Here is a 25,050-nt window from a genome sequence, read left to right on the forward strand (position 1 = left end):
CACCAGCCTAGCCGCGGGCGCCGACACCCCCCGCGTGCCGCGCCCGCCCCGGTGCGGGCGCGCTGCGCGCGCGACGCCGGGCGCCGTCGGTCAGCCCGCCAGTCGCTGCGCCGGGAGCGGGACCGGACGGCGGCCGTGACCCGTGTAGTCGCTCAGCGGGCGGATCAGCGCGTTGGCCTCCCGCTGCTCCAGGATGTGCGCCGTCCACCCGGTGATCCGGGCCATGACGAACAGCGGAGTGAAGGTCGGGATGTCGAATCCCATCAGGTGGTAGGCGGGCCCCGCCGGGTAGTCGAGGTTCGGGTGGATGCCCGTGCGCTCGAACATCGCCCGCTCCAGCGTCCGGTACAGCTCCATGAGGTCGTCGGCGCCCTTGAGCGCGGCCATCTCCTCCAACGCGGCCCGCATGGTCGGCACCCGGGAGTCCCCGTGCTTGTACACGCGGTGCCCGAAGCCCATGATCCTGCGCTTGTCCGCCAGCGCCCGGTCCAGCCACGCCTCGACCCGCGCCGCGCCGCCGATCTCCTCGAACGTGTGCATCACGGCCTCGTTGGCGCCCCCGTGCAGGGGGCCCTTGAGCGCGCCGACCGCGGCGGTCACCGAGCTGTAGATGTCGGACAGCGTGGACGCCACCACGCGCGCCGTGAACGTCGACGCGTTGAAGCTGTGCTCCGCGTACAGGATCATCGACGTCTCGAAGCAGCGGACCACCTCGGTGGCGGGCACCTCGCCGAAGCACATGTGGAAGAAGTTCTCGGCCAGGTCAAGGCCGGGGTCCGGCGGGATCGGGTCCAGGCCCCGGCGCCGCCGGTGGTCGGCGGCGACCACCGCGGGCAGCTTCGCCATCATGCTCTCGGCCTTGATCCGGTCGGCCTCCGGCGAGCCGTCGTCCTCCGTGGGGTCGTCCGCGCCCAGGTAGCTGACGGCGGTGCGCAGCACGTCCATGGGGTGCGCGGTCCCGGGGAGGTACCGCAGCAGGTCGAGGGTGTGCCGGTCCAGTGACCGGCGGGCGCTCTCCCGGGCCCGGAACGCGCGCAGCTGCGCGGCGTCGGGCAGCTCGCCGTTCCACAGCAGGTAGGCGACCTCCTCGAAGGTGCACGAGGCGGCCAGGTCCTGTACCGGGTAGCCGCGGTAGGTCAGCGAGTTGGAGGCCTCGTCGACCATGGAGATCTCGGTGGTGTCGACCACCACCCCGGCCAGACCCTTGTGGATCGCCGTGTCGGCCATGTTCACCACATCCGTTCAGATCGTGAAGTTGTAGACATCGCCGTCGAAGGCGTTGTAGGCGGGGTAGTCGAGCAGTTCGTACAGGCGGGCACGGGTCTGCATCCGGTCGACGATCCCCGTCTGGGTGCCCTCGTCGCGGATGGTGCGCAGGCCGTCCTCCACGGCGCCCATGGCCAGCCGCAGGGCGGTGACCGGGTAGATGACCATGTTCACGCCGAGCGACTCCAGCTGCCCGGCGCCGAGCAGCTCGCTCTTGCCGAACTCGGTCATGTTGGCCAGCAGCGGCACGTCCACGGCCGCGCGGAACGCCTCGAAGTCGGCCGGGCCGCGCATCGCCTCGGGGAAGACCATGTCGGCGCCCGCGTCCACGTACGCCTTCGCCCGCGCGATCGCCGCGTCCAGACCCTCGACGGCCGCCGCGTCCGTGCGCGCGCAGACGACGAAGCCGTCGTCGCGCCGCGCGGTGACGGCCGCTCGGATCCGGCGCACCATCTCCTCCGTCTCCACCACCGCCTTGCCGTCCAGATGGCCGCAGCGCTTCGGGTTGACCTGGTCCTCCAGATGGCACCCGGCCAGCCCCGCGTCCTCCAGGGTCTGCACGGTGCGGGCGGCGTTCATCGGCTCGCCGAAACCGGTGTCGGCGTCGATGATCGTCGGCAGGTCCGTCACCCGGGCGATCTGGCCGCCGCGCGCGGCCACCTCGGGAAGCGTGGTCAGGCCGATGTCGGGCAGGGCCAGGTCCGCGGCGACGACCGCGCCGGACACGTAGGTCCCGTCGAAGCCGAGCTCCTGGATCAGGACCGCCGTCAGCGGGTTGAACGCCCCGGGGACCCGCAGCAGGCGCCCGGAGGCGAGGTCCTCGCGCAGGCGGCGGCGCTTGTCCTGGGCGAGCGTCCTGGAGTGCAGCATCAGAAGATCCCCTTCGACACGGACAGACCCCGCGGCGCGGTCGCCTGGTCCTCGGTGAACGTCAGCCGACCGACCTCCTCGGCGGTCAGCTCCGGCAGGCGGTCGACCAGCTCCAGGAAGCGGTCCTGCTCCTCCGCGGCGACGACGCCCTCGGCCAGTGTGCGGAACTTGGCGACGTAGTCCGGCCGTGTGAACGGGCGCGCCCCGAGCGGGTGGGCGTCGGCCATGGCGATCTCGTCCTCGATCACCGTGCCGTCGTCCAGCTCGACCACCACACGGCCGCCGAACGCCTTCTCCGCCGGGTCCGTCGCGTGGTAGCGCCTGGTCCAGGCGGGGTCCTCGACCGTGCGGATCCGGCGCCACAGCTCGACCGTGTCCGGGCGCCGGGCGCGCTCGGGGGCGTAGGAGCGCTCGTGGTGCCACTCGCCGTCCTGGAGGGCCACGGCGAAGATGTAGGGGATGCTGTGGTCCAGGGTCTCCCGGCTCGCGTACGGGTCCATCTTCTGCGGGTCGCCCGACCCGGTGCCGATCACGTAGTGCGTGTGGTGGCTGGTGTGGACGGTGATCGAGCGGACCCGCGAGGTGTCGCCGATCCGCGGGCCCAAGCGCCGGGCGAGGTCGATGAGGGCCTGGCTCTGGTACTCGGCCGAGTGCTCCTTGGTGTAGGTGTCGAGGATGCCGCGCTTGGCCTCGCCCGCGCCCGGCAGGGACACGGTGTACTCGACGCCCGGTCCGCCCAGCAGGTAGGCGATGAAGCCGTCCTCGCCCTCGTACGCGGGCGACGGGGCGCCCTCGCCGCGCATCGCGCGGTCCACCGACTCCACGGCCATCTTCCCGGCGAAGGCCGGGGCGTAGGCCTTCCAGCTGGAGATCTCGCCCTTGCGGGACTGGCGCGTCGTGGTGGTGACGTGCAGCGCCTGCTGCACGGCCTGGTAGACGACCTCGACCGGAAGGTCCACCAGGGTGCCGATGCCCGCGGCCGCCGACGGGCCCAGGTGGGCGATGTGGTCGATCTTGTGCTCGTGCAGGCAGATGCCCCGGACCAGGGCGACCTGGATCTCGTACCCGGTGGCGATGCCCCGGACCAGGTCGCGGCCGTCGCGCCCGGTGTGCTGGGCGACGGCGAGGATCGGGGGGATGTTGTCGCCGGGGTGGGAGTAGTCGGCGGCCAGGTACGTGTCGTGGAAGTCCAGTTCGCGCACCGCCACGCCGTTGGCCCAGGCGGCCCACTCGGGGGAGACGCGGGCCGACGGCGGGGCGCCCATGATCGTCGCACCGGGGTCCAGCGGGTGCCGGGCGGCCTGGGCGCGGGCGCCGCGGACGGGGCGGCGGCGCAGGGCCGCGGCGGCGACGGCGGCGTTGTCGATGACGCGGTTGCCGATCATCTCGACGACGGTGGCCTCCACCGCCACCGGGTCGGCCGCCACGGTCGCGATCCGGTGCGCGAGCTGCTGCTCCTTGGGCGGGCCCTCGGAACTGCGGTGAACCCGGACGCGGTGCTGCTGCATATTCGTCCCCTCGGCGTTCTGCGTGTGGTGCGAACGAGCGTGCCAAAGGGATTCCCCAGGTGGAAGGGGCTAAATCAGCTGGGTTCAGCTAAGCCGGAGGGGTGTTCTTGCTAAGTCTGCTAAGACTGCGGGTCACAAGCGTCGCGGGTCAGCCCGGTCCGTCGGGGCAGCACCGGACGAGCCCGGCAAGTTCGTCGAACTCACCCGGGGTCGGTTCCGCCAGGAGGACGTGGGGCGGACGCTGGTTCGTGACACGCGGAACCGGGACCTCGGGCACTGGGCGTATCCGAGCGCGGAGTGGGCTGGTCTGCTTGCTGTGTTGAAGCCGTAGGCGTCCTAGCTGGTGCCTGTGTGGCCATCTGAGGTGGATGGGGCGGATGTCTGTTTCTCAGGAACTTGCAGATTTGGTGGTGCTGGCCGGACAGAAGCGTAGGCCAGGACTTCTCCCCGCGCACGCGGGGATGGTCCCCGCCCTCAGACCACGGTGAACGGGAACCTCACCTGCTCCCCGCGCACGCGGGGATGGCCCCGTCACCATCACCAACGAGAACGTTGCAGACGTGGATGCCCACGTGAGTCAGGGCATCGCCGCGCAAGAGGGCGCGTTCGTCCTCGGTGGCGGACCGGTCCCATCGGTCCTCGATCCGCCCCTCGGTGACCGCAGCGACGGGGACAGGGGCAACCGGGGTCCTTCCGCTGGGCGGGGTGGCGGGTGTTCGGGGTCGCGTCAGGCGACGAACGCGAGGGAGTAGGGCTCATCGCGGCCGCCGACCGCGACGCGACCACCGAACACGGTGGCGAGCATCACCAAGACGTCCGGGTCGGGGTAGACCGCGCTGCCCTCTAGCTCCTCGACGTAGTCCAGGCTGACCCCGGCGCGCTCGGCGAACTCCGCTTCGGTCCACTCCCGCTTGCTGCGCTCGTCGTAGACCAGGTCCGACAGGGCCGCGCACCACTTGGCGCGTTCGTAGTCGGGGTGTCCCTCCCAGCCGGAGGGGAACGTGAGTCGGGTGTGTGGGCTCATCGCTGGTCTCCTCGCTGGTCTCCTCGCGGGTCGCGGTCGATGATCATGTCGTGGTCGGCGGGAGGGCATCCGTCCGCGCCTTGAAGAGGAGCTGCCACTCTTCACCCACGCCGAACTCCCCGAGGTGCCAGAACACCGACGTCACAGAGCCGATGATCTGTGCTCCGTCACGGGCCCGATGCTAGCCACCGCCGACGACGCCGCGCCCACGACGCCGCGATGCCTCCGGCGACGGCCAGCGGTCCCAGCAGGAGGAGGGCGGACAGGATCCACTCCCGGGAGCCGTCGGGCCCGTACACCCGGTTGTCCGCGCCCACGTCCACGGCCGCCACCGACTCCCCCTCGACGCATGTCTCCCGCCCGGCGGCGTGCAGGTACACCCCGCGCGGCTCTCCGCCGCCGTCGGGCGTGAAGTGGCCGTTGCAGACGCACGACTCGTGTCCCGGGTGCTGGACGCAGGAGAGGCTGACCGCGGCGAACGTTCCCGGAGAACCCTCACCGCGGGCCGCCCGCAGGTTCTGGTCGAGCCCGGCGAAGCCGATGTAGGCCACGGCCACCGCGAGAAGCAGCAGAACGAGGGAGAACGGGAGCGACGGCGCCGTGCGGGGTTCGTGGCCGCTCATCGCGCTCACGCCTTCGCCGCTTGGCCGGTGCGCGCGGCGGTCGGCGTGAGGCCGTACACCGCCACCGCGGCCACGGCGCACAGGGCGGCGGCCAGCAGCCACACCGGACCGTAGCCGCCGGTCACGTCGCGGGTGAGGCCGCCGAAGACCGCCATCGCCCCGGCCCCGACCTGGTGCACGGCGTTGACCCAGCCGAAGACGATCGCGCCGTCCGCGCCGAACACCCGGCGGCACAGCAGGATGGTCGGGGGCACGGTCGCGACGTCGAGCAGGCCGAACAGCACCACCCAGGACACGATCACCGCTCCGGCGTCCGGTCCGAGCAGCGCGGGCAGCGCGGCCAGCGACAGCGCGCGGCCCGCGTAGTAGCCGACCAGGAGCAGGCGCGGGTCGAAGCGGTCGGTGAGCCAGCCGGACAGCACCGTCCCCACCAGGGCGAAGACGCCGATCGTCGACACCAGGGAGGCCGCGGCCGTGACGGCCATCCCCGCGTCGTGCGCGGCGGGCACGAAGTGCGTCCACATGATGCCGTTGGTGGTCGCGCCGCACACCGCGAACGTCCCGGCCAGGAGCCAGAACCGGCGGTCGCGCACCGATCCGAACAGCACCCGGACGGTTCGGCGCGCCGCGCCCGGGTCGGCCTCCGGCCGCTTTACGAACGCCGTCGCGCCGTAGGGCCGCTGCCCCAGATCGGCGGGGTGGTCGCGCAGAAGCAGGGCGATGAGCACGATCATCGTGCCCGCCGTCAGGGCCAGGGTCACGAGCGCGGGACGCCATCCCTGGTGGTCGACGATCCACGCCAGCGCGGGCAGGAAGACCAGCTGGCCGAAGGCGCTGGACCCGGTCAGCGCGCCGATGACCAGTCCCCGGCGTTCCACGAACCAGTTGTCGGCGACGGTCGCGGCGAACGTCATCGACAGCGATCCGGTGCCCGCGCCGATGAGCAGCCCCCAGTAGAGGGTCAGCTGCCACACGTCGGTCATCACCGTGGTCAGCCCTGCGCCGACGACGACGGTCGCCAGGGCGGTCACGGCGATGCGGCGGATGCCGAACCGGTCCATCAACGCCGCCGCGAACGGGGCGATGAGCCCGTAGACGGTCATGTTGACCGAGACGGCGGCGCCGATCGAGGCGCGCGACCACCCGTACTCGGTGTGCAGGGGATCGACGAGGATGCCGGGCACCGCGGCGAACGCCGCCGCGGCCACGATGGTCAGACAGGCGATGACGGCGATCGCCCAGGCGCGGTGGAACAGGGCGGGTCTGTGTCGGGAGGCGGTGTCGTTCGTCATGCCCCCAGAGTCCTTCGGAACCCACCGCCGCTGACAGTGTCCCGGAAGCCAACATGTGAAAGAATCAGGCCATGTGCGACTCCGTGCGCCCCGCCGTCCACCGCGTGGTCGTCCTCGTGCGCCACGGTCTGCTGCCCATCGAGTTCGGCATCGTCCACCGCCTGTTCGGCCGGGTCCGCGACGCCGGCGACCGGCCGCTCTACGAGGTCCTCACCTGTGCGCTCGAACCCGGTGAGATCACCACCGACACCGACGTCACCCTCAACGTCGCGCGCGGCCCCGAAGCGATCGACGAGGCCGACACGGTGATCGTCCCCGCCTCGGAGGCGGACTACGGGGAACGCCCCCACGACCCCCTCGACCCCGCGCTGGCCGCCGCCGTCGCGCGCATACCGCCGACGGCGCGGGTGGCCTCCATCTGCTCGGCCGCGTTCGTGCTCGCCGCCGCGGGGTTGCTCGACGGCTGCCGGGTGACCACGCACTGGATGTCCGCCGGGTACTTCCGCGCCATGTACCCGCACATCGACCTGGACCCCGACGTGCTCTACACCGACAACGGGCGCGTGCTCACCGCGGCCGGGGTCGCCTCCGGCATCGACCTGAGCCTGCACATGATCCGCACCGACCACGGCGCGGCCGTCGCCAACGAGGTGGCCCGCACCACGGTCGTCCCGCCCCACCGGGACGGCGGCCAGGCCCAGTTCATCCGGCACCCGGTGCCGCGGCCGGAGCGTTCGGCCACCGCCCGTGCCCGCGCCTGGGCCCTGGAGCACCTCCGCCTCCAGCCGGGGCTGAGGGAGATGGCCGAGCAGGAGTCGATGAGCGTGCGCACCTTCACGCGCCGCTTCCGGGACGAGGTGGGGCAGTCGCCCGGGAGGTGGATCGCCCAGCAGCGCCTCGACCGGGCCCGCCAGCTCCTGGAGGAGTCCGACCTGTCCGTGGACCGGGTCGCGGCGGAGGCGGGGTTCGGCACGGGCGCGTCGCTGCGCCAGCACATGCAGTCCGAGCTGGGCGTGTCCCCCGGCGCCTACCGGCGCACCTTCCGGGGAGCGTTCTCCCGGGCCTGAGTCCGCGCCCGGTCAGTCGCGCAGCCGCAGGTCGCCGTCCCAGCCGTCGACGTGGACGGTCCCGTGCGGGAACTCCACGGCCAGCCCGACGAGCCCGGTGTCCGGATCCCAGTCCTGGCGAACGGCCTCCACGGTCTGCCCGAGATGCCGCTCGAACGGCGTGCCCGCCGCGCTCGCGCGTACCTCGACGCGGCCGAGGCCTCCCATGCCGTAGTCCCCGTAGGGATGCGCCTCCGCCACGACCAGCCGCCAGTCCGCGGCGGTCGTCAGGTGCGTGGGCACTCCCCGCTCACCCACCAGCCACACGTCGATCGGACCCTCCGGGGCCCGGCCGTCCAGCACCACCCACGCGGCGAACAGGCCGTCCAGACGGAGGCCGACCAGGGCGGCGGGATCCACGGGCGTCATGCCGCGAACCTACCGCACGGCGCCGCCCGTCGCGGGTGGAGGCCGCTTCCCGCCTCCACCCGCGGCCCCGGATCAGACCTCCAGCCCCTCCTCGATGCCCTTGAGGCGGTGCCGGGCCAGGGCGAGGTTGCCCCGGGCCCGGTCCAGCGCCAGGTACAGGAACAGGCCCTGACCCTGGCGGTTCCTGAGGGGGCGGATGACGTGGTACTGGTTGGACAGCGTGATGAGGATGTCCTCGATCGTGTCGTTGAGCCCCAGTTGGTCCATCGTCCTCATCTTGGCCCGGACGACCTCCGTGTTCCCGGCCGCGGCGACGTTGAGGTCGAGAGTGCTCGTGGCGCTGAGCGTTCCCAGAGCCATCCCGCTGCCGTAGTCGACCACGGCGGCGCCGACGGCGCCGTCGATCGACATCATGTCCTTCAGCCCGGTTTCGATGTTCGGCATGTCCTTCTCTCTCCTTGGGTTGGTCCGCCGCAGTCTCGGTCGCTGGGCGATCCACCGGCGCACGGACGGAACACGCCGCAGGGGGTACCGGCGATCCGTCACGCGACCACCGGTTCCGTCCGCGGCCGGTCGACGGACAGCGAACGGAGCCCGTCCAGCACGCGTTCGAGTACCGCGCGGTCCACCGCGACGGCGGGGCGCGGCGTCGGACCGCGCCCGCCCGCGCGCCGGGCCAGCGGTACACGGGCCGTGCTGGCCAGTCCGCGTAGTCGTCTGAGAGCGAAGCCGAGATGCCCGCGATCCCGCTCCATCCGCACCTGCACGCAGAGGTCGGAGCCCTTCAGGACAGCGAGGAGCAGGTGGTGGTCGACATCGGTGACGACCATGTCCTCCACCGTGTCCGCGGTGTACAGAGGACCCTTGTCGATGGCCTGGAGGATCGACGCCGAGTCCTCGGCCCCGTCGTCGTCGCCGACGTGGGACACGGTGCCGCCGACCCGCCAGTCGACGAGGCAGACACTGCGGACTCCGGGTGTCTGGAGCATCTCCCGCATCTGCTGGTCGATGGTGGGCACGTCGGCTCCTCTGTGGGCGGCGGGCGACACGGGTCGGCCCGCGGGCGAACGCGGTCAGGCGGCCTCTGCGGATTCCACGACGATAGGGCCCGGACGTTCGGGCCGCAGGGTTTTCTCTGATTTTTCAGGTATTGCCTGATCAAAACGGGGCATCAGAACGGCGCGAAAAGGCGGTGTGAGGGGGAAAGATTCCCTCTCGCGGAACAAAAGCCGATAACGCCGAACAATGGCTGTCGCGTCGCCTTACCCGCCTTCGGTGTGCTCTCGGCGCCCGTGTGTCGAGACATCCGGTTCGTCCGGCGTACGCTGGGAAGATGCGCACCGAGCCGGTGACGATGTTCCTCTGCGGCGACGTGATGCTCGGGCGAGGCGTGGACCAGATTCTGCCGCGCCCCGGCGATCCGGCGCTGGAGGAGTACTACGTCCGGGACGCGCGCGGCTACGTCGAACTGGCCGAACGGATGAACGGCCCGATCCCGCGCCCCGTCGGTTTCGCCTGGCCGTGGGGCGAGGCGCTCACCGTTCTGGAGGACGCCTCCCCCGACATCCGGGTGCTGAACCTGGAGACCAGCGTGACCGACGACGGCGAGTTCGCTCCGGGCAAGGGCATCCACTACCGCATGAATCCCGGCAACCTCCCGTGCCTCGCGGCGGCGCGGCCGGACGTGTGCTCCCTCGCCAACAACCACGTCATGGACTTCGGCGTCCGCGGCCTGGAGGACACCCTCGACGCCCTGGCCTCCGCCGGGCTCCGGTCGGCGGGCGCGGGCCGCGACGCCGAGGAGGCCGGCGCGCCGGCCGTCGTCGACCTGGAACGGGGCGGCCGGGTCGTGGTCGCCGCGTTCGGGACCACCTCGACCGGCATCCCGCCCGGCTGGGCGGCGCGCGACGACGGGCCGGGGGTCCACCTGGTGCCCGAGGACGCCGGGGTGGGCGCGGCGCGCGTCGCCGCACGGATCGCGGAGGCGCGCGGCCCCCGCGACGTGGTGGTCGCCTCGGTCCACTGGGGCTCCAACTGGGGCTACGGCGTCTCCGACCAGCGCGCGATGGCCCACGCCCTGGTCGACGGGGGCGTGGACGTCGTGCACGGCCACTCCTCGCACCATCCCCGGCCGATCGAGGTCTACCGCGACCGGCTGATCCTGTACGGCTGCGGCGACTTCGTCAACGACTACGAGGGCATCCAGGGCTACGAGGACTTCCGCGACGACCTTCGGTTGATGTTCCTGCCCTCGGTCGACGCGGGCACCGGCCGACTGCTCGCGTTGCGGATGGTCCCGCTGGTCTCCCGCAGGATGCGTCTGGGCCCGGCCTCCCGCAGGGACGCCTGGTGGCTCCAGGAGACCCTCGACGACGTCAGCCGCGACCTCGGCTGCCGGGTCGTGCCGGAGGGCGACGAGCTCGCGCTGCGCTGGACGTGACCGCCGGCCGTCTTCCGCCCACGACCCGCCTGCCCGCCGCGACCGCCCCGCCCGAACCCGGCGACTACCCTGAGCACCGACGGAGGGGGACACGGTGCGCAAGGTCTACGCGGGGCCCCGACTGCGCGGGCTGCGGCGCGAGCGTTCGCTGTCGCAGGTCGAACTCGCCCGGGAGCTGGGCATCTCGGCGGGCTATCTCAACCAGATGGAACACAACCAGCGACCGCTCAGCGTGCCCGTGCTCCTGCGGGTCACCGAGGTGTTCGGCGTCGACCCCGGCTTCTTCGCCACCGGCGACACCACCCGCCTCATCGCCGAACTCCGTGAGGCGCTCGTCGACGCTCCCTCGGGCGACCGCGTCGGCCCCGACGAACTCGACGAGCTCGCCACCTCGCTCCCCTCGGTCGCACGCGCCCTGGTCGACCTCCACCGCCGCTACCGCGACGCCTCCGCCCAGGCCGCCGCCCTGGCCGAGGGGCGCGGCGACGGCCCGGCCCCCGCGCCCATGGCCTACGAGCAGGTCCGCGACTTCTTCTACGCCCGCCAGAACTACATCGGTGAACTCGACGAACGCGCCGAGGAGCTGGCCGGGCGCGAGGACGTGGCCCCGGGCCAGGCGCACACCGTTCTGACCCGCGTCCTGGGCGAACGCCACGGCGTGCGCGTGGAGACCGAGGCCCCGGGCGGCGATCCCGGATCCCGGCACCGCGCCTTCGACCCCGACCGCCGCGTCCTCACCCTCGCCGCCCACCTGCGCCCCGGTCAGCGGGCCTTCCAGCTCGCCACACAGCTCGCCTTCCTCGAACACGGCGACCTGCTGGAGGAGCTGGCCCGGGGGGAGGAGCTGGCCACCGAGCAGGCCGTGCGCCTCGCCCGGATCGGCCTGGCCAACTACTACGCGGGGGCGTTCGTCCTGCCCTACCGGGCCTTCCACACGGCCGCCGAGGCCGAGCGGTACGACATCGAACTGCTGGCCGACCGGTTCGGGGTGGGCTTCGAGACCGTCTGCCACCGCCTGTCGACGCTCCAGCGGCGCGGCCTGCGCGGAGTCCCGTTCTCGTTCGTGCGCGTGGACCGGGCGGGGAACATGTCCAAGCGCCAGTCCGCGACCGGATTCCACTTCTCCCGCTCCGGCGGCACCTGCCCCCTGTGGAACGTCTACGCCGCCTTCTCCGCGCCGGGCGTCATCCAGACCCAGATCGCGCAGATGCCCGACGGCCGCGCCTACTTCTGGGTGGCGCGGACCGTCGGGCGCGGCTACGGCGGCTACGGGGCGGCCCGCAAGACCTTCGCGGTCGGTCTGGGCTGCGAGCTGAGGAACGCGCGGCGCCTCGTCTACTCGGCGGGATTCGACCTCGGGGACCCGCGCGCGGCGACCCCGATCGGGCTGGGGTGCAAGGTGTGCGAGCGTCCCGCGTGCCCCCAGCGCGCCTTCCCCCCGGCGGGTCGGTCGCTGCTGGTCAACGAGAACTCCAGCACCGTCTCGCCCTACCCGGTGTCCGCACCGGAGCGCTGACCCGATCCCTCCGCGCGGGCGGGTGCGCGGCGCCGCCACAGCACGGTGGCGGCCCCGGCCGCGGCCAGTGCCAGGAGCGCGAACACCCCGAGTGAGAAGGGGTGCCCCGCCCGTGCCCCCAGCCAACCCGCCAGAGGGTAGGTGACCAGGAAGCAGGCGTGGGAGAGCGCGAACTGGGCGGCGAACAGCGACGGGAGGGAGGAGGCGGCGGACCTGCGCAGCAGTCGGCCGGTCGGGGTGAGGACGAGCGACGTGCCCGATCCCAGGACGAACCAGCATGCGAGGACGCCCGCCCACGCCACGGCTCCCGTCGTCACGGACAGCGTGGCCCCGGCGACCGCCAGGCCGAGGGCGAGCACGAACCCCGCGGGCAGCATCACCGCGCGGTCGGGGATCCTGTCCAGGGCCTTGGGCAGCGACAGGGCCACGGCCATCGACCCGGCACCGAAGGCTCCCAGGGCCAGCGCCACCGCCGACTGGTCCCGCCCCAGCAGGTCCCTGACGATGACGACGGTGTCGACGAGCGCGACGGCGGTCGCCGCCGCCACCGCGAGGTTCATGGCCAGGAGGGCGCGCAGCCGGGGCACCGCCAGGAAGGGGGCGATCCCGAGCGCGGCGCCCGCCCGGTCGGCCTCCGCGTCCGCCCGCGATCCGGGCAGCCGTGTCAGGAGGACGAGTACGGACGCGGCGAGGAACCCGGCTCCGGTGCCGAGGAACAGGGTGCCGTAGCCGACCACGGCGAGCAGGGCCGCCGCGACGAGCGGGCTGGCAAGGCTCTCCAGGTCGTAGGCGAGCCGGGACAGCGACAGCGCCCGGGTGTAGTCCCGCTCGTCGGTGAGGACGTCGGGGATCGTGGCCTGGAAGACGGGGGTGAACGCCGCCGAGGCCGTCTGGAGCAGCAGGATCAGCAGGTAGACCTGCCACAGCTCGTCGACCAGGGGCAGTCCCAGGGCGCAGATCGCCCGCAGTGCGCTGGCGGACGCGAGGAAGGCGCGCCGGGGGAGCCTGGCGGCCACCGCGCCGACCAGCGGTGACACACCGACGTAGGCCAGCATCTTGATGGTCAGGGCGGTGCCCAGGACGCTTCCGGCGTCGGCGCCCGCGAGGTCGTAGGCGAGCAGGCCGAGGGCGACGGTCGCCAGCCCGGTGCCGAGCAGGGCGAGGACCTGCGCGGTGAACAGCCGGCGGTACGTCGGGTGGGCGAGGACGCGGAGCATGGGCGGGCTCCCGGGGGTCGGCGGCAGACCCGAGCAGTATATGTGCGCAACTGTGCACATGTCATGTGCGGGGCGGCTCGCCCGCGCGTTCCGTCCGGCGGCCGTGGCGCCGACCCCGCCGGGCGGAACACCTAGACTGCGCCCATGCCCGAACGTGAGCCGCCGTCCGCCCCGAGCCTGTTCCACGGGGAGCCCCCGGGCGCCGAGCGGCTCGCCGTGGCCGCGGACGTCTTCCGGCTGCTCTCCGACCCCACGCGCCTGTGCCTGCTGTGGACGCTGGCCCAGGGCGAGGCCGACGTCGGTCAGCTCACCGAGGCGTGCGGCGCCTCGCGGACGGCCGTCTCCCAGCACCTGGCCAAACTCCGGCTGGCGGGCCTGGTGGAGGCGCGGCGCGAGTCGCGCCACTCGATCTACCGCATGCGCGACGGCCACCTGCGGAGACTCGTCCTGGAGGCGCTCAACCACGCGGACCACGTGGTCACCGGCGAGCCCCCGCACGCGTGACTCCGGTCCGCGCTGTGGCCGCACGCCTCCCGGGAGGGCCGCCGCGACCTGAGCCGGGGCGCGGCTCCGGCTACCCCTGGTGGGGCGGGGCGGCGGGGTACGCCCACGCCCGCCGTTCGCGCCGCCTGAGGTCGGCCTTGCGCGACAGACGTACGAACAGGGTGACGAGGAAGACCGCCAGGCCGACGAAGAAGCCGCCCATGGGGATGAGGATGCCGGAGACGACCCCCAGGGCGAGCCGGGTGTCGGCGTCGCGGACCACGTCGGTCCCGCCCACCGCGTAGGGCGTGTGGAGGGCGCCCCAGAGCATGCTCTCCGCGCAGGTGATGCGGTGGGTGCCCGGTTCACTCGTGTCGAGCGTGGCGACGTACGCCCACTCCCCGTCGTCGGACACGTACGAGTACCGCTCCCGCCGGATCGGGAGGCTCTCGCCCGAGGGGGACCGGTGCTCGCACGGAACCAGGTCGGTCGCCCGCGCCGAGTAGAGCGCCCAGTCGCCGGACTCGCCTTCCCCGATCTCGAAGGTCGCGGACGAGTCACCGTCGAACTCCGCCTGGAAGCCGGGGCTCGGGTTGGGCCGCTCGGGGCTGGTGCCGAAGACGAGGATGCAGGTCCCCGCCCCCAGGCAGAGCGCGAACACCAGGACGCTCACCCAGTACCAGAGCTTGCGCGGCCGGACGTCCGCGGGCGGCGCCGCGGGAGCGATCGGAGGGGGTGGTGTGGACATGTCGGACATCTTGTCATGGCACGGTTACCGAAGGTGACGTGGCGGAACCGGCGCCGGTCCGGCCGCGCCGGGACACGCGTGCGTACACCCCCTTGCCAAGCGGCTCGTGCGGGGCTTCACTCGTGGTCACGGGGCAGGCCGCCACGGTGGCCCGGCGCTGGTCCGGCGAAGGGAGTCTGCGGATGGCCGACGGGTGGATCGCCTGGCCGCGGGGCGCCGACCCCGACGCCGTGCGGCGCGACGTCGCCGTGGCGCACGCGCGCTTCACCGACTCCGGGCAGATCAGCGACCGCGTCCGCGCCGTCGTCGGCGCCTCCTGGCGGCGCAGCGCCCGGCACGGCGTCGACCCCGACGGCACCACCCCGCGCGTCGAACTCTCCGGTCACGTCCTGCGCGACCACCGCGCCGCCCACCCGCTCGCCCCCGTGATGCCGCTGCTGCGCCGCCTCCTCGTCGACACCGCTCCCGGGCCCCAGCTCGTCGCGGTCGGCGACGCCTCCGGCCGCCTCCTGTGGGTGGAGGGCGACCACCGCCTGCGCGACCGCGCCGAGGCCATGGCCTTCGTCGAGGGCGCCAACTGGGACGAGCGCTCGGCGGGCACCAACGCGCCCGGCGTCGCGCTCACCCTCGACCACGAGGTCCAGGTCTTCGCCAGCGAGCACTTCGCCCGGAGCGTCCACCGCTGGAGCTGCTCGGCGGCGCCCCTGCACGACCCCGACACCGGCGCGCTGCTCGGCGTCCTCGACCTCACCGGCGAGGACCACGTCGCCTCACCGCACGCCCTCGCCCTCGTCCGTGCCGCCGCGGCCGCCGCCGAGGCGGAGCTGCGCGCCCTGCGGCTCGGCGGCCGTGTGCCCCCGCAGCGTCCGCCCGGCGAGGACGACCGCCTCCGCCTGCGCGTCCTCGGCCGGGACGGGGCCGAACTCTCCCACGACGGAGGGGCCACGGCGCTGAGCCTGCGCCACGCCGAGATCCTCCTGCTGCTGTCGCGCTTCCCGCGCGGCCTGACCGGCGCGGCCCTCGGGGCCCTCCTCCACGAACGCGACGCCTCCCCGGTCACCGTCCGCGCCGAGATGGCCCGCCTGCGCCGCCTCCTGGGGCCGGGGCCGCTCGCCTCCCGTCCCTACCGGCTGTGCCGTCCGGTGGACTCCGACGTGGACGACGTCCGCCGCCACCTCGCCGCCGGGGACCACCTCCGCGCCCTGGACGCCTACCCCGGCCCGGTCCTGCCGCGCTCCGAGGCCCCGGGTGTGGTGGAGGTCCGCGACTCCCTCCAGGCCGAGGTCTGCGCCGTCCTCGCCGACCACGCGTCCCCCGAGGTGCTGCTCGCCTGGGCGGAGCACCCCGAGTGGCGCGAGGATCCCCGAGCCGTGGCGGCGGCGCTCGGCGCGGTCGACCCCGGCTCGCCCCGGCACGCCGCCCTGCGCGGCCGGCTCCACTGGCTCGGCGGCTGAACCGCGCGGCCCCGCGGCCCCGCCGCACCGCCGCAACGTGCTCGCAACGTCCCGGTGACTAGCGTCACGCCCGCGACGCCGGAACCTCGGCGCCGACGGACACCAGGAGGCAGCCATGACCGTCTACACGCGCCCCGGCGAGCCCGGAAGCGTCGTGGAGTACGCCCCGCGCTACGAGAACTGGATCGGCGGCGAGTGGGTCAAGCCCGTCAGGGGCCGCTACTTCGAGAACCCCACCCCCGTCACCGGCCAGACCTTCACCGAGGTCGCCCGCAGCGGCGCCGAGGACGTCGAACTCGCCCTCGACGCCGCCCACGGCGCCGCGTCCGCCTGGGGCCGCACGTCCGCCGCCGGGCGCGCGCTCGTGCTCAACCGGATCGCGGACCGGATCGAGGCCAACCTGGAGCGGCTCGCCGTCGCCGAGGCCTGGGAGAACGGCAAACCCGTCCGCGAGACGCTGGCCGCCGACCTGCCGCTGGCGGTGGACCACTTCCGCTACTTCGCGGGCGCGATCCGCGCCCAGGAGGGGCACACCTCCCAGATCGACGAGGACACCGTCGCCTACCACTTCCAGGAACCGCTGGGCGTGGTCGCCCAGATCATCCCCTGGAACTTCCCCCTGCTCATGGCCACCTGGAAGCTGGCCCCCGCCCTGGCCGCCGGGAACGCGGTCGTCCTCAAGCCCGCCGAGCAGACCCCCGCGTCGATCCTCCTCCTGGTCGAGCTGATCGCCGACCTCCTGCCGCCCGGCGTCGTCAACGTCGTCAACGGCTTCGGCGTGGAGGCGGGCAAGCCGCTCGCCTCCAGCCCGCGCGTACGCAAGGTCGCCTTCACCGGCGAGACCACCACCGGCCGCCTGATCATGCAGTACGCGTCCGAGAACCTCATCCCGGTCACCCTGGAGCTGGGCGGCAAGAGCCCGAACCTCTTCTTCGCCGACGTCGCCGACCGCGCGGACGCCTTCTACGACAAGGCGCTGGAGGGCTTCACGCTGTTCGCGCTCAACCAGGGCGAGGTCTGCACCTGCCCGTCCCGGGCCCTCGTGCAGGACTCCGTCTACGACCGCTTCCTCGGCGACGCGCTGGAGCGGGTCGGCGCCATCGTCCAGGGGGACCCGCTGGACACCGCGACCATGGTCGGCGCCCAGGCCAGCAACGACCAACTGGAGAAGATCCTGTCCTACATCGACATCGGGGTCCGCGAGGGCGCGAAGGTGCTCGCCGGGGGCGGGCGCGCCGACCTCGGGGGCGACCTGTCCGGCGGCTACTACGTCACCCCGACGGTCTTCGAGGGCAGCAACGACATGCGGATCTTCCAGGAGGAGATCTTCGGCCCGGTGGTGTCGGTGACCCGGTTCGACGACTACGCCGACGCCGTCAAGATCGCCAACGACACGCTGTACGGCCTCGGCGCGGGCGTGTGGTCCCGCGACGGCAACACCGCCTACCGGGCGGGCCGCGACATCCAGGCCGGGCGCGTGTGGGTGAACAACTACCACGCCTACCCCGCCCACGCGGCGTTCGGCGGTTACAAGCAGTCGGGGATCGGCCGGGAGAACCACCGCATGATGCTCGACCACTACCAGCAGACGAAGAACCTGCTGGTGAGCTACTCCGACTCGGCGCTGGGGCTGTTCTGATGCCCGCCCCCGCGGGCGGCGCGGGGGCGGAGCGGGTGGCGGTCACCGACGCGGCCGCCGCCCTCCTCCGCGACCTGCGCGCCGAGCACGGGCCGCTCATGTTCCACCAGTCCGGCGGGTGCTGCGACGGCAGCTCCCCGATGTGCTATCCGGCGGGGGAGTTCCGCACCGGCGCGGCCGACGTCCACCTGGGCGACCTGGACGTGGGCGGGCCCGAGCCGGTGCCGGTGTGGATGTCCCGCGCCCAGTTCGAGCTGTGGCGGCACACCCACCTGACGATCGACGTCGTTCCGGGGCGCGGCGCCGGGTTCTCGCTGGAGGCGCCGACGGGACGGCGCTTCCTCGTCCGGTCGAGGCTCATGACCGACGACGAGGCCGAACGGCTGGCCTGACCGGGCCGACACGGTTCCGGGGACGGGGCCCCGAACCGGCGGGCCCCGACCCCGACCGTCCCGAGCGCGTACCCGTGGACCGGCCCGGCACGGGTACGCACCGGACGCTCGGCCGTCGCGGACGCGGACCGCACCGGACGCGGGCCCGGGCCGCCCCGCCCTCAGCCCTCCCGGTCCCCCCTCCGGCCCTCCGCCCCGCCTCCCCGGCGCTCGGCGATCCGGTCGGCCAGCTCGTCGGTGGCCAGCAGGTCCTCGCGGATCCGCCCGGTCCGGTAGGCCACGCGCGCGGCGATGTGCCCGGCCACCGGCACCGTCAGGACCTGGAACAGCCCCACCAGGATCAGCGTCCCCACGTTGAACACGCCCGTGTCCTGCGGGGCGATGCGCAGACCGATCCCCACCAGCACGAGCAGCAGCCCCAGCACCTGGGGCTTGGCCGCGGTGTGCATCCGGGACAGCAGGTCGGGGAACCGGACCAGCCCCACCCCCGCGACGAGGGACAGCGCCGCGCCCACCAGCAGGCACACCGCCGCCAGCCAGTCCAGGACCGTGACCAGGGGCTCGCTCACGTGTTCCACCCCTTCCCCTCGGCGCTGTCCGCCTCGTCCAGGTGGCGGCGGACCACGAACTTGGAGACGCTGACCGAGCTCACGAACCCGATCAGCGACAGCACCAGGAGGATCGGCAGCACGGTCGGGTCGCGGTTGAACGCCGCGTAGGCGCCGATCCCGGTGAGCGCGGAGGCCACCAGCACGTCGACGGACAGCGCCCGGTCCAGGATGCTGGGCCCGAGCATCAGGCGGGCCGTGCTGAGCAGGGCGGCCAGCCCCAGCAGCACGGAGATGGCGATCCACAGCGCGGTCACGCGCCCTCCCTCCCGGCCGCCTGGGCGGCCTCCAGATCGGCGATGTCCTGACGGGTGCCGACGGCGCGCACGATGCGCTCCTCCAGCAGCAGCGACCCCGCCCGCGCGCGGGCGGTCCCCGTCTCGTCGACCGCGCCGAGGACGTGCACGTACAGCACGCGGTCCGGCTGCCCGACCTCCACGACCATGCTTCCCGGGATCGCGGACAGGGCGATCGCCGTGCACACGAGCATCAGGTCCGAGTCGGTGCGCAGCGGCACCGCGATCACCGAGCTGCGCACGGGCGGCCCGGGAGCGAACACCTGCCGGGTGACCTGGAGGCTCGACACGACCATCTCGCTGGCGACGAACCCCAGCAGCCGCAGCGTGGCCAGCGGGCGCAGCCGCAGCCCCGGGCCGATCGGCGGCAGCGGGAACACCACCGTGACCAGCACCGACACCCCGAACCCCAGCACGGCCAGGCCCAGCGACTCCTCGCGCCACTGGAAGCCGTTGAACAGCAGCATCCACACCAGGGTCATCCCGAGCGCGACGGGCAGCTGCACCTTGCCCAGACGGCGGCGCACCGCCCGCAGGCGCCGTCCCCCTCGGCCACGGGCATCGTTCACGGTCATCGGTCGCCTCCCAGCACCGCGGTGACGTACGGCGTGCGTTGGAGCAGTTCGGCGCCGGCGTCCGACGAGTAGGCGATGAGCGGCCCCGCGAGCACGGTCAGGGCCAGCCCCATCGCGACCAGCGCCATGGTGGCGCCGACCATGCTCCTGGGCAGGACCACCGAGGTGACCACCCGCGTCGCGGCGCGGGTCGCGGTGTCCTCCAGCCGGGACGTGGGCCCCACCGCCTCCTCCGGCCCCAGGGCGGCGGTGGTCGTCTCCTCGCCGTCCTCGCTCTCCTCCAGGACGGTGCCCGGCTCGGCGACCATCCCCTCGGCGGGCGTGCGCCAGAACGCGTAGTTCCACACCCGCGCCATGACGTAGAGCGTGAGCAGGCTGGTGACGACCGACGCCACGACCAGTGCGTAGGCCATCGGCGTCCCTGCCTCCACACCCGCCTGGAGCAGGCCGAGCTTGCCGAGGAAGCCCGACAGCGGCGGGATGCCGCCCAGGTTCATCGCCGGGATGAAGAACAGCACCGCCAGCACCGGGGCGATCCGCCCCAGACCGCCCAGGTCGTCCAGCGACGTGGACCCGCCCCGGCGTTCGATCAGCCCCGTGATGAGGAACAGCGTGGTCTGCACGGTGATGTGGTGGGCCACGTAGAACACCGCGCCGGACAGTCCCAGCTCGCTGCCGAGCGCCACCCCGAACAGCATGAACCCGATATGGCTGACCAGGGTGAAGGACAACAGGCGCTTGATGTCGTTCTGGGCGACCGCGCCCAGCGCGCCCATGATCATCGTGGCCAGGGCGACCCACAGCAGGAACGTGTCGATCCGCGTCCCCGGGAACATCAGGGTCTCCGAGCGGATGATCGCGTACACGCCCACCTTGGTCAGCAGGCCCGCGAACACCGCCGTGACCGGCACGGGCGCGGTCGGGTAGGAGTCGGGCAGCCACGCCGACAGCGGGAACACCGCCGCCTTGATGCCGAACGCGATGACCAGGATGACCTCCAGCACGAGCCGCAGCTCGGCGGGGATGTTCCACAACCGCTCGGCCAGCAGCGCCATGTTCACCGTGCCGGTGGCCGCGAAGACCAGCCCGATCGCGATGAGGAACAGCACCGACGACAGCAGCGAGACCACCACGTAGATGGCGCCCGCGCGCATCCTGGGTTGCGTGCCCCCCAGGGTCAGCAGCACGTAGCTGGCGGTCAGCAGGATCTCGAAGCCGACGTACAGGTTGAACAGGTCACCGGCCAGGAAGGCGTTGGAGACGCCGGCGACCAGGATCAGGTAGGTCGGCTGGTAGACCGACAGCGGCGCCACCTCGGCCTTGCCCGCCATGCCCTGGCCGATGGAGTACACGAGCACGGCCAGCGTGATCGCCGACGACACCGTCACGAACAGGGCGGAGAGCCGGTCGGCGACCATGGTGATCCCGAGCGGGGCCTCCCACCCGCCCAGCTGCACGGCCAGCGGGCCGTACAGGTCGGCGCCCACCATGAGGGCGAACCCGATCAGCAGCACGGCGCTGAGCGTGGCGACGCTGACCCACTGCTGGAACCGGGGCCAGCGGGTGCCGAGCGCGAGCTTGACACCGGCGGCGAAGAGCGGCAGGACCACCGGCAGCGGGACGAGGTGGTGCACGGTCGCGGCGAAGAGGGATCCGTCGATCATCAGTCGTTCCCCTGCAGCTCGCTGTCCTCGGCGCGGGCGAGGCGTTCGCGCTCGGCCCGCATGGTCTGGCTCATCTGGCGCCTCTGGGCGCGCACGCGGCGCCGCAGCTCCCGCCACAGCTCGCGTTCGGCGGCCCGGTCGGCGCGGCGGTGCTCCCGCAGCTTCCGGCGGCCCCGGCGGATGCGGCCGCGCAGCTCGGCGACCTGCTCGACCATGGTCTGCGTGCGGTGGGTGAGCCGCCGGACGGTCTCCTGGGAGTGCTCGTCCGCGCCGCTCTCCTCGGCGTCGACCTCGAACCGGGCGAGCTCGGCCTGCGCGGCGGCGATCTCGGCCTTGATCCGGGCCTGTTCGGCCAGCTCCTGGGCGTCGGCGGCGGCGATGGTCGCCTGGAGCTCGGCCCGCTGGGCGCGGATGTCGGCGCGCAGACGGCGGCGTTCTCGGCGGAACCGCCGCCGCACGGCGCGGATGCCCTCGCCCCGGACGATCCGGAGGTCCTCGGCGTCGTCCTGAACCTCGTCGTTGCCCTCCAGCTGCCAGCTCCGGTAGGCCATGGCCAGGAGGAACGCGGTGATGCCGAGGGTGATGACGATGGCGGTGAGGATCATCGCCTGCGGGAGCGGGTCGGTCATCCGGCCCTCGTCGGTCAGCCAGAGGATCGGCGGGCCCCCGGCCGCGCCGCCCGACGCCAGGATCATGAGGTTGACCCCGTTGCTGAGCACGACGAACCCGAGGAGGACGCGGGTCAGGCTGCGCTCCAACAGGAGCACCACGCCCACCGCGACCAGGACGCCGACGACGAGGACCAGGACGAGGGTGGGGGTGTCGTTCAAGGCGTGACCTCCTCGGTCGGGGCCTCGACCCCGCGTCGGGCGGCCTCCGCCGCGTGCACGGCGTCCCGCTCGATCTGTTCGTCGATCCGGGCGCCGAGGCTGCGGAGGATGTCCAGGACCAGGCCGATCACCAGCAGGTACACGCCGGTGTCGAAGACCAGCGCGGTGGTCAGGTGCAGGTGGCCCATGAGGGGGACGTGCAGGTCCAGCGAGCCGCCGGACAGGATGTCGCCGCCGATCAGCGGACCGGCCAGGGCCACCCCGGTCGCCAGGGCCAGACCCGCGCCGATCAGCGCGCCGGGCTGCACCCAGGCGGTCGCGTACAGCTCGAAGCGGCCCCCGGCCAGGTAGCGGACGATCAGCGCGAGCCCGGCCACGATCCCCCCGGCGAACCCGCCGCCGACCGCCGAGTGGCCGGTGAGCAGCAGGTACACCGAGATCACCATGACCACCGGGAAGAGGAAGCGCGAGACCACCTCGAAGATCACCGACCTCCGCTCCGTGGGCAGGGCGTCGGCCCCGGTCAGCCACGCCCGGCTCGGCGCGGGTTTGACGTGCAGCTCGCGCGGCGCCACGCGCAGGCCGCCGAGGTCGATCTGACCGGCTCCGCCGGGCGGGACGTGCGGGGCGGTGACCGACCGGGGCCGGAGCCCGTGCGGACCGCCGCGCGGCTGGGCCTTGCGGCGCACGAACATCAGGCTGGCCACGCCCGCGGCGGCCGCGCCCAGGACGGAGATCTCGCCCATCGTGTCCCAGGCGCGCACGTCGACGAGCAGGACGGCGATGATGTTGTCCCCGCCGACCTCGCGCGCGGCGTCGGCGAATCCGGGGGAGACCGACTCGTCCTGGCGCCCGGCGAGGGCGAAGTAGGTCATGCTCGCCACGAGCGCCCCGGTGGCCACCCCGATCACCAGATTCCACATGCGCCGCCCGCGCAGGGCGGGTGTGGAGAACCGGGCGGGCAGGCGGCGCAGGACCAGGACGAAGACGACGATGCTCACCGTCTCCACGAGGAACTGGGTGAGCGCGAGGTCGGGCGCGCCCTGCAGGAAGAACAGCACCGCGCACCCGTAGCCGGTCATCCCGACGAGGACGACCGCGAACAGGCGGCGCCGCACGAACAGGACGAACAGGCAGGTGAGGATGATGATCGCGGCCGGGATCAGCTGCACCGGCGTGTCCCACACCCGCACGGGCGGCGCGGGCAGCTCCCACAGGCGTCCGGCGACGATCGGCCAGCCGGACACGACCACCATGGCGACCAGGATCGTGCCGAGGTAGACGGGCAGCGAACCGCGCTGGGTGCCGCCGGTCAGTTGGAGGGCGACGTTCTCCAGCGCGGCGAGCATCCGCCGGTAGACGCGGTCGGGGTCGACGAGGGCGAGCCGCAGGCCCAGCCGCACGACCTGGCCGCGCAGCAGGAACAGCACGTAGCCCAGCGCCAGGCACAGCGCGGACAGCAGCAGCGGGAACTCGAAGCCGTGCCACAGGACCAGGTGGGTGGTCTCGGCGCCGGGCGCCGGGGGGACGGTGTCGGCGTAGACGGCCAGGAGGGGGTCGATCGCGCCGGAGAACGGACCGGCGGCCAGGCCGAGCCCGGACAGGAGCACGGCGGGCGCCAGGAACAGCGGTCCCGGCGCGTGGACGGCGGTGGCGGGGACGTTCTCCTTGACGCCGAACGCGCCCCACAGGAACCGGAGGCTGTAGGCGACGGTGAGGGTGGATCCGGCGACCAGGCCGACGAGGACGGCGGTGTCGACGGCGCCGCCGTCGGTGAACGCGCCGAACGCCAGCTCCTTGGCGGCGAACCCGATCGCGGGCGGGAGGCCCGCCATCGAGACGAGGGCGACGAGCGCCGTCCAGAAGACGGCGGGCGCGGTGGTGCGCAAGCCGGACAACTCGCGCAGGTCGCGGGTGCCGGTGGCGTGGTCGATGATGCCGACCACGAGGAACAGCGCCGCCTTGAACAGCGAGTGCGCGACGAGCATCGCGATTCCGGCGAGCGCGGCGGCGCGCGTCCCGGCCCCGAACAGGGCGACCAGGAAGCCGAGCTGGCTGACGGTCCCATAGGCCAGCAGGAGCTTGAGGTCGAACTGGCGCAGGGCCGTCCACCCGCCCAGCAGCATCGTGAGCACACCGAAGACCAGCGCCATGGACTGCCAGACGGCGGCGTCGTGGAAGGCGGGGGTCAGCCGCGCGACCAGGTAGACCCCGGCCTTGACCATCGCCGCCGCGTGCAGGTACCCGGAGACCGGTGTGGGCGCGCGCATGGCGGCGGGCAGCCACAGGCTGAACGGGAACAGCGCCGACTTGGACATGGCGCCGACCATGATGAGGACGAGCGCCACGTTGAGCGCGGTCCCGGCGGGCGGAGGGTCGGCGACGATCTCGGAGAGGACGTAGGTGCCCGCCGTCTCGCCCAGCATGATCATGCCGACGAACATCGTGAGGCCGCCCGCGGTGGTGACCGTCAGCGCGGTCATGGCGGCGCGGCGGCTCTCCTTCTGCTCGGTGCTGTGCCCGATGAGCAGGTAGGAGAAGACGGTGGTCAGCTCCCAGTACACGAAGAGCTGGATGAGGTCGTCGGCCAGGACCAGCCCGAGCATGGCGGCGGCGAAGGCGACGAACACCCCCGCGAAGCGGCCGAGCCCGGGTTCGGAGTCCTCGAAGTAGCGGGCGCAGTAGACGAGGATGAGCGCGCCGACTCCGGCGGCGATGAGCGTCATCACCAGCCCGAGCGCGTCCATGTGCAGGCCCAGGCGCAGGGAGAACTGCGGCGCCCACGCGGTCGACGAGGAGAGGGCGCCGCCGCGTGCGATCACGGGGGCCTGGAGGAGCGCCCAGACGGTGGAGACGCCCGGGACGAGGGCGAGCGCGACGAACGCGTTCCGCCCCCACCGGCGCACGAGCAGGGGGGCGATCGCCGCGGCGACGAAGTGTGCGACGAGCACGGTGGTCAATGCGTCCCTCCCGGATGGGTCCGGGCCCGCCCGAGTCCGGGGGCGGACACCCGTCACCCCGGGGCCGGGACGACGCCTGCGCGGATCGGGGCCGCGGATCAGGTGTCGGGGTGGCCTCGGCGGGGCATGGATCATCGTGAAATTACGTGCATTTGCTATCTAATAGCTAG

General features: G+C 73.0%; 24 protein-coding genes. 7 read left to right on the forward strand and 17 right to left on the reverse strand.

The window, feature by feature from the left end:
• Positions 1-90: 90 nt before the first annotated feature.
• From ACIBFB_RS22000 to ACIBFB_RS22025, 6 genes are all read right to left on the reverse strand, one after another.
• On the reverse strand, positions 91-1,227 hold the full coding sequence (locus tag ACIBFB_RS22000; RefSeq protein ID WP_397232981.1) for a bifunctional 2-methylcitrate synthase/citrate synthase: 1,137 nt from the start codon (positions 1,225-1,227) through the stop codon (positions 91-93).
• 15 nt (positions 1,228-1,242) lie between these two features.
• Positions 1,243-2,136 (reverse strand): methylisocitrate lyase, encoded by an 894-nt coding sequence (gene prpB, locus ACIBFB_RS22005; RefSeq protein ID WP_397232983.1) that lies wholly within the window; start codon positions 2,134-2,136, stop codon positions 1,243-1,245.
• Positions 2,136-3,644 (reverse strand): MmgE/PrpD family protein, encoded by a 1,509-nt coding sequence (locus tag ACIBFB_RS22010; protein ID WP_397232985.1) that lies wholly within the window; start codon positions 3,642-3,644, stop codon positions 2,136-2,138. Before ACIBFB_RS22010 ends, prpB begins: the two co-directional genes overlap by 1 nt.
• Before the next feature lie 727 nt (positions 3,645-4,371).
• Positions 4,372-4,668, reverse strand: coding sequence for a multiprotein-bridging factor 1 family protein (locus tag ACIBFB_RS22015; RefSeq protein WP_397232987.1), 297 nt, complete (start codon positions 4,666-4,668; stop codon positions 4,372-4,374).
• 167 nt (positions 4,669-4,835) lie between these two features.
• Positions 4,836-5,291, reverse strand: coding sequence for a hypothetical protein (locus ACIBFB_RS22020; RefSeq protein WP_397232989.1), 456 nt, complete (start codon positions 5,289-5,291; stop codon positions 4,836-4,838).
• A gap of 5 nt (positions 5,292-5,296) precedes the next feature.
• Positions 5,297-6,583 carry an MFS transporter gene (locus ACIBFB_RS22025; protein WP_397232991.1) on the reverse strand — a complete coding sequence of 429 codons (1,287 nt, stop codon included), beginning with the start codon at positions 6,581-6,583 and terminating at the stop codon, positions 5,297-5,299.
• A 71-nt stretch (positions 6,584-6,654) separates the two neighbouring features.
• Here ACIBFB_RS22025 and ACIBFB_RS22030 point away from each other — a divergent pair, with 71 nt between their 5' ends.
• Entirely contained in the window at positions 6,655-7,650 is a 996-nt protein-coding gene (locus tag ACIBFB_RS22030) for a GlxA family transcriptional regulator (RefSeq protein ID WP_397232993.1), read from the forward strand.
• 12 nt (positions 7,651-7,662) lie between these two features.
• Here ACIBFB_RS22030 and ACIBFB_RS22035 read toward each other — a convergent pair whose 3' ends face one another.
• The 3 genes from ACIBFB_RS22035 to ACIBFB_RS22045 form a co-directional block, all read right to left on the reverse strand.
• Entirely contained in the window at positions 7,663-8,058 is a 396-nt protein-coding gene (locus ACIBFB_RS22035; protein ID WP_397232995.1) for a hypothetical protein, read from the reverse strand.
• A 72-nt stretch (positions 8,059-8,130) separates the two neighbouring features.
• On the reverse strand, positions 8,131-8,502 hold the full coding sequence (locus ACIBFB_RS22040) for a hypothetical protein (RefSeq protein WP_397232997.1): 372 nt from the start codon (positions 8,500-8,502) through the stop codon (positions 8,131-8,133).
• Between the two features lie 98 nt (positions 8,503-8,600).
• A complete protein-coding gene (locus ACIBFB_RS22045; protein WP_397232999.1) occupies positions 8,601-9,077 on the reverse strand; it encodes a hypothetical protein in 477 nt (158 codons plus the stop codon).
• Positions 9,078-9,391: 314 nt separating this feature from the next.
• On the opposite strand from ACIBFB_RS22045, the gene ACIBFB_RS22050 reads away from it, so the two are divergent.
• On the forward strand, positions 9,392-10,498 hold the full coding sequence (locus ACIBFB_RS22050) for a CapA family protein (protein WP_397233001.1): 1,107 nt from the start codon (positions 9,392-9,394) through the stop codon (positions 10,496-10,498).
• Positions 10,499-10,592: 94 nt separating this feature from the next.
• A complete protein-coding gene (locus ACIBFB_RS22055) occupies positions 10,593-12,014 on the forward strand; it encodes a short-chain fatty acyl-CoA regulator family protein (RefSeq protein ID WP_397233003.1) in 1,422 nt (473 codons plus the stop codon).
• On the opposite strand, the gene ACIBFB_RS22060 is transcribed toward ACIBFB_RS22055, so the two are convergent.
• Entirely contained in the window at positions 11,987-13,231 is a 1,245-nt protein-coding gene (locus ACIBFB_RS22060) for an MFS transporter (protein WP_397233005.1), read from the reverse strand. The genes ACIBFB_RS22055 and ACIBFB_RS22060 overlap by 28 nt on opposite strands.
• A gap of 144 nt (positions 13,232-13,375) precedes the next feature.
• On the opposite strand from ACIBFB_RS22060, the gene ACIBFB_RS22065 reads away from it, so the two are divergent.
• Entirely contained in the window at positions 13,376-13,735 is a 360-nt protein-coding gene (locus ACIBFB_RS22065; protein ID WP_397233007.1) for an ArsR/SmtB family transcription factor, read from the forward strand.
• Between the two features lie 70 nt (positions 13,736-13,805).
• On the opposite strand, the gene ACIBFB_RS22070 is transcribed toward ACIBFB_RS22065, so the two are convergent.
• Positions 13,806-14,462, reverse strand: coding sequence for a hypothetical protein (locus ACIBFB_RS22070; protein ID WP_397233009.1), 657 nt, complete (start codon positions 14,460-14,462; stop codon positions 13,806-13,808).
• Between the two features lie 182 nt (positions 14,463-14,644).
• Between ACIBFB_RS22070 and ACIBFB_RS22075 the strand changes: the two genes are divergently transcribed.
• The 3 genes from ACIBFB_RS22075 (at position 14,645) to ACIBFB_RS22085 (ending at position 17,947) form a co-directional block, all read left to right on the forward strand.
• Positions 14,645-15,916 (forward strand): GAF domain-containing protein, encoded by a 1,272-nt coding sequence (locus ACIBFB_RS22075; protein ID WP_397233011.1) that lies wholly within the window; start codon positions 14,645-14,647, stop codon positions 15,914-15,916.
• Between the two features lie 115 nt (positions 15,917-16,031).
• Positions 16,032-17,555, forward strand: coding sequence for an aldehyde dehydrogenase family protein (locus ACIBFB_RS22080; protein WP_397233013.1), 1,524 nt, complete (start codon positions 16,032-16,034; stop codon positions 17,553-17,555).
• Positions 17,555-17,947 carry a DUF779 domain-containing protein gene (locus ACIBFB_RS22085; protein WP_397233015.1) on the forward strand — a complete coding sequence of 131 codons (393 nt, stop codon included), beginning with the start codon at positions 17,555-17,557 and terminating at the stop codon, positions 17,945-17,947. The genes ACIBFB_RS22080 and ACIBFB_RS22085 overlap by 1 nt, the downstream gene beginning before the upstream one ends.
• 161 nt (positions 17,948-18,108) lie before the next feature.
• Here ACIBFB_RS22085 and mnhG read toward each other — a convergent pair whose 3' ends face one another.
• From mnhG to ACIBFB_RS22115, 6 genes are read right to left on the reverse strand one after another with little or no spacing between them, the layout of a single operon-like run.
• Positions 18,109-18,516: a monovalent cation/H(+) antiporter subunit G gene (gene mnhG / locus ACIBFB_RS22090; RefSeq protein WP_397233017.1), complete on the reverse strand. Its 408-nt coding sequence runs from the start codon at positions 18,514-18,516 to the stop codon at positions 18,109-18,111.
• Positions 18,513-18,812, reverse strand: coding sequence for a monovalent cation/H+ antiporter complex subunit F (locus tag ACIBFB_RS22095; RefSeq protein ID WP_397233019.1), 300 nt, complete (start codon positions 18,810-18,812; stop codon positions 18,513-18,515). The genes mnhG and ACIBFB_RS22095 overlap by 4 nt, the downstream gene beginning before the upstream one ends.
• Positions 18,809-19,420, reverse strand: a complete 612-nt coding sequence (locus ACIBFB_RS22100; RefSeq protein WP_397233073.1) for a Na+/H+ antiporter subunit E — start codon at positions 19,418-19,420, stop codon at positions 18,809-18,811. Before ACIBFB_RS22100 ends, ACIBFB_RS22095 begins: the two co-directional genes overlap by 4 nt.
• A gap of 2 nt (positions 19,421-19,422) precedes the next feature.
• On the reverse strand, positions 19,423-21,090 hold the full coding sequence (locus ACIBFB_RS22105; RefSeq protein WP_397233021.1) for a Na+/H+ antiporter subunit D: 1,668 nt from the start codon (positions 21,088-21,090) through the stop codon (positions 19,423-19,425).
• Entirely contained in the window at positions 21,090-21,920 is an 831-nt protein-coding gene (locus tag ACIBFB_RS22110) for a Na(+)/H(+) antiporter subunit C (RefSeq protein ID WP_397233023.1), read from the reverse strand. Before ACIBFB_RS22110 ends, ACIBFB_RS22105 begins: the two co-directional genes overlap by 1 nt.
• Positions 21,917-24,871, reverse strand: coding sequence for a Na+/H+ antiporter subunit A (locus ACIBFB_RS22115; RefSeq protein WP_397233075.1), 2,955 nt, complete (start codon positions 24,869-24,871; stop codon positions 21,917-21,919). Before ACIBFB_RS22115 ends, ACIBFB_RS22110 begins: the two co-directional genes overlap by 4 nt.
• Between the last annotated feature and the right edge of the window lie 179 nt (positions 24,872-25,050).

It is taken from the genome of Nocardiopsis sp. NPDC050513 (genome assembly GCF_044457925.1).
Classification (GTDB): Bacteria; Actinomycetota; Actinomycetes; order Streptosporangiales; family Streptosporangiaceae; genus Nocardiopsis.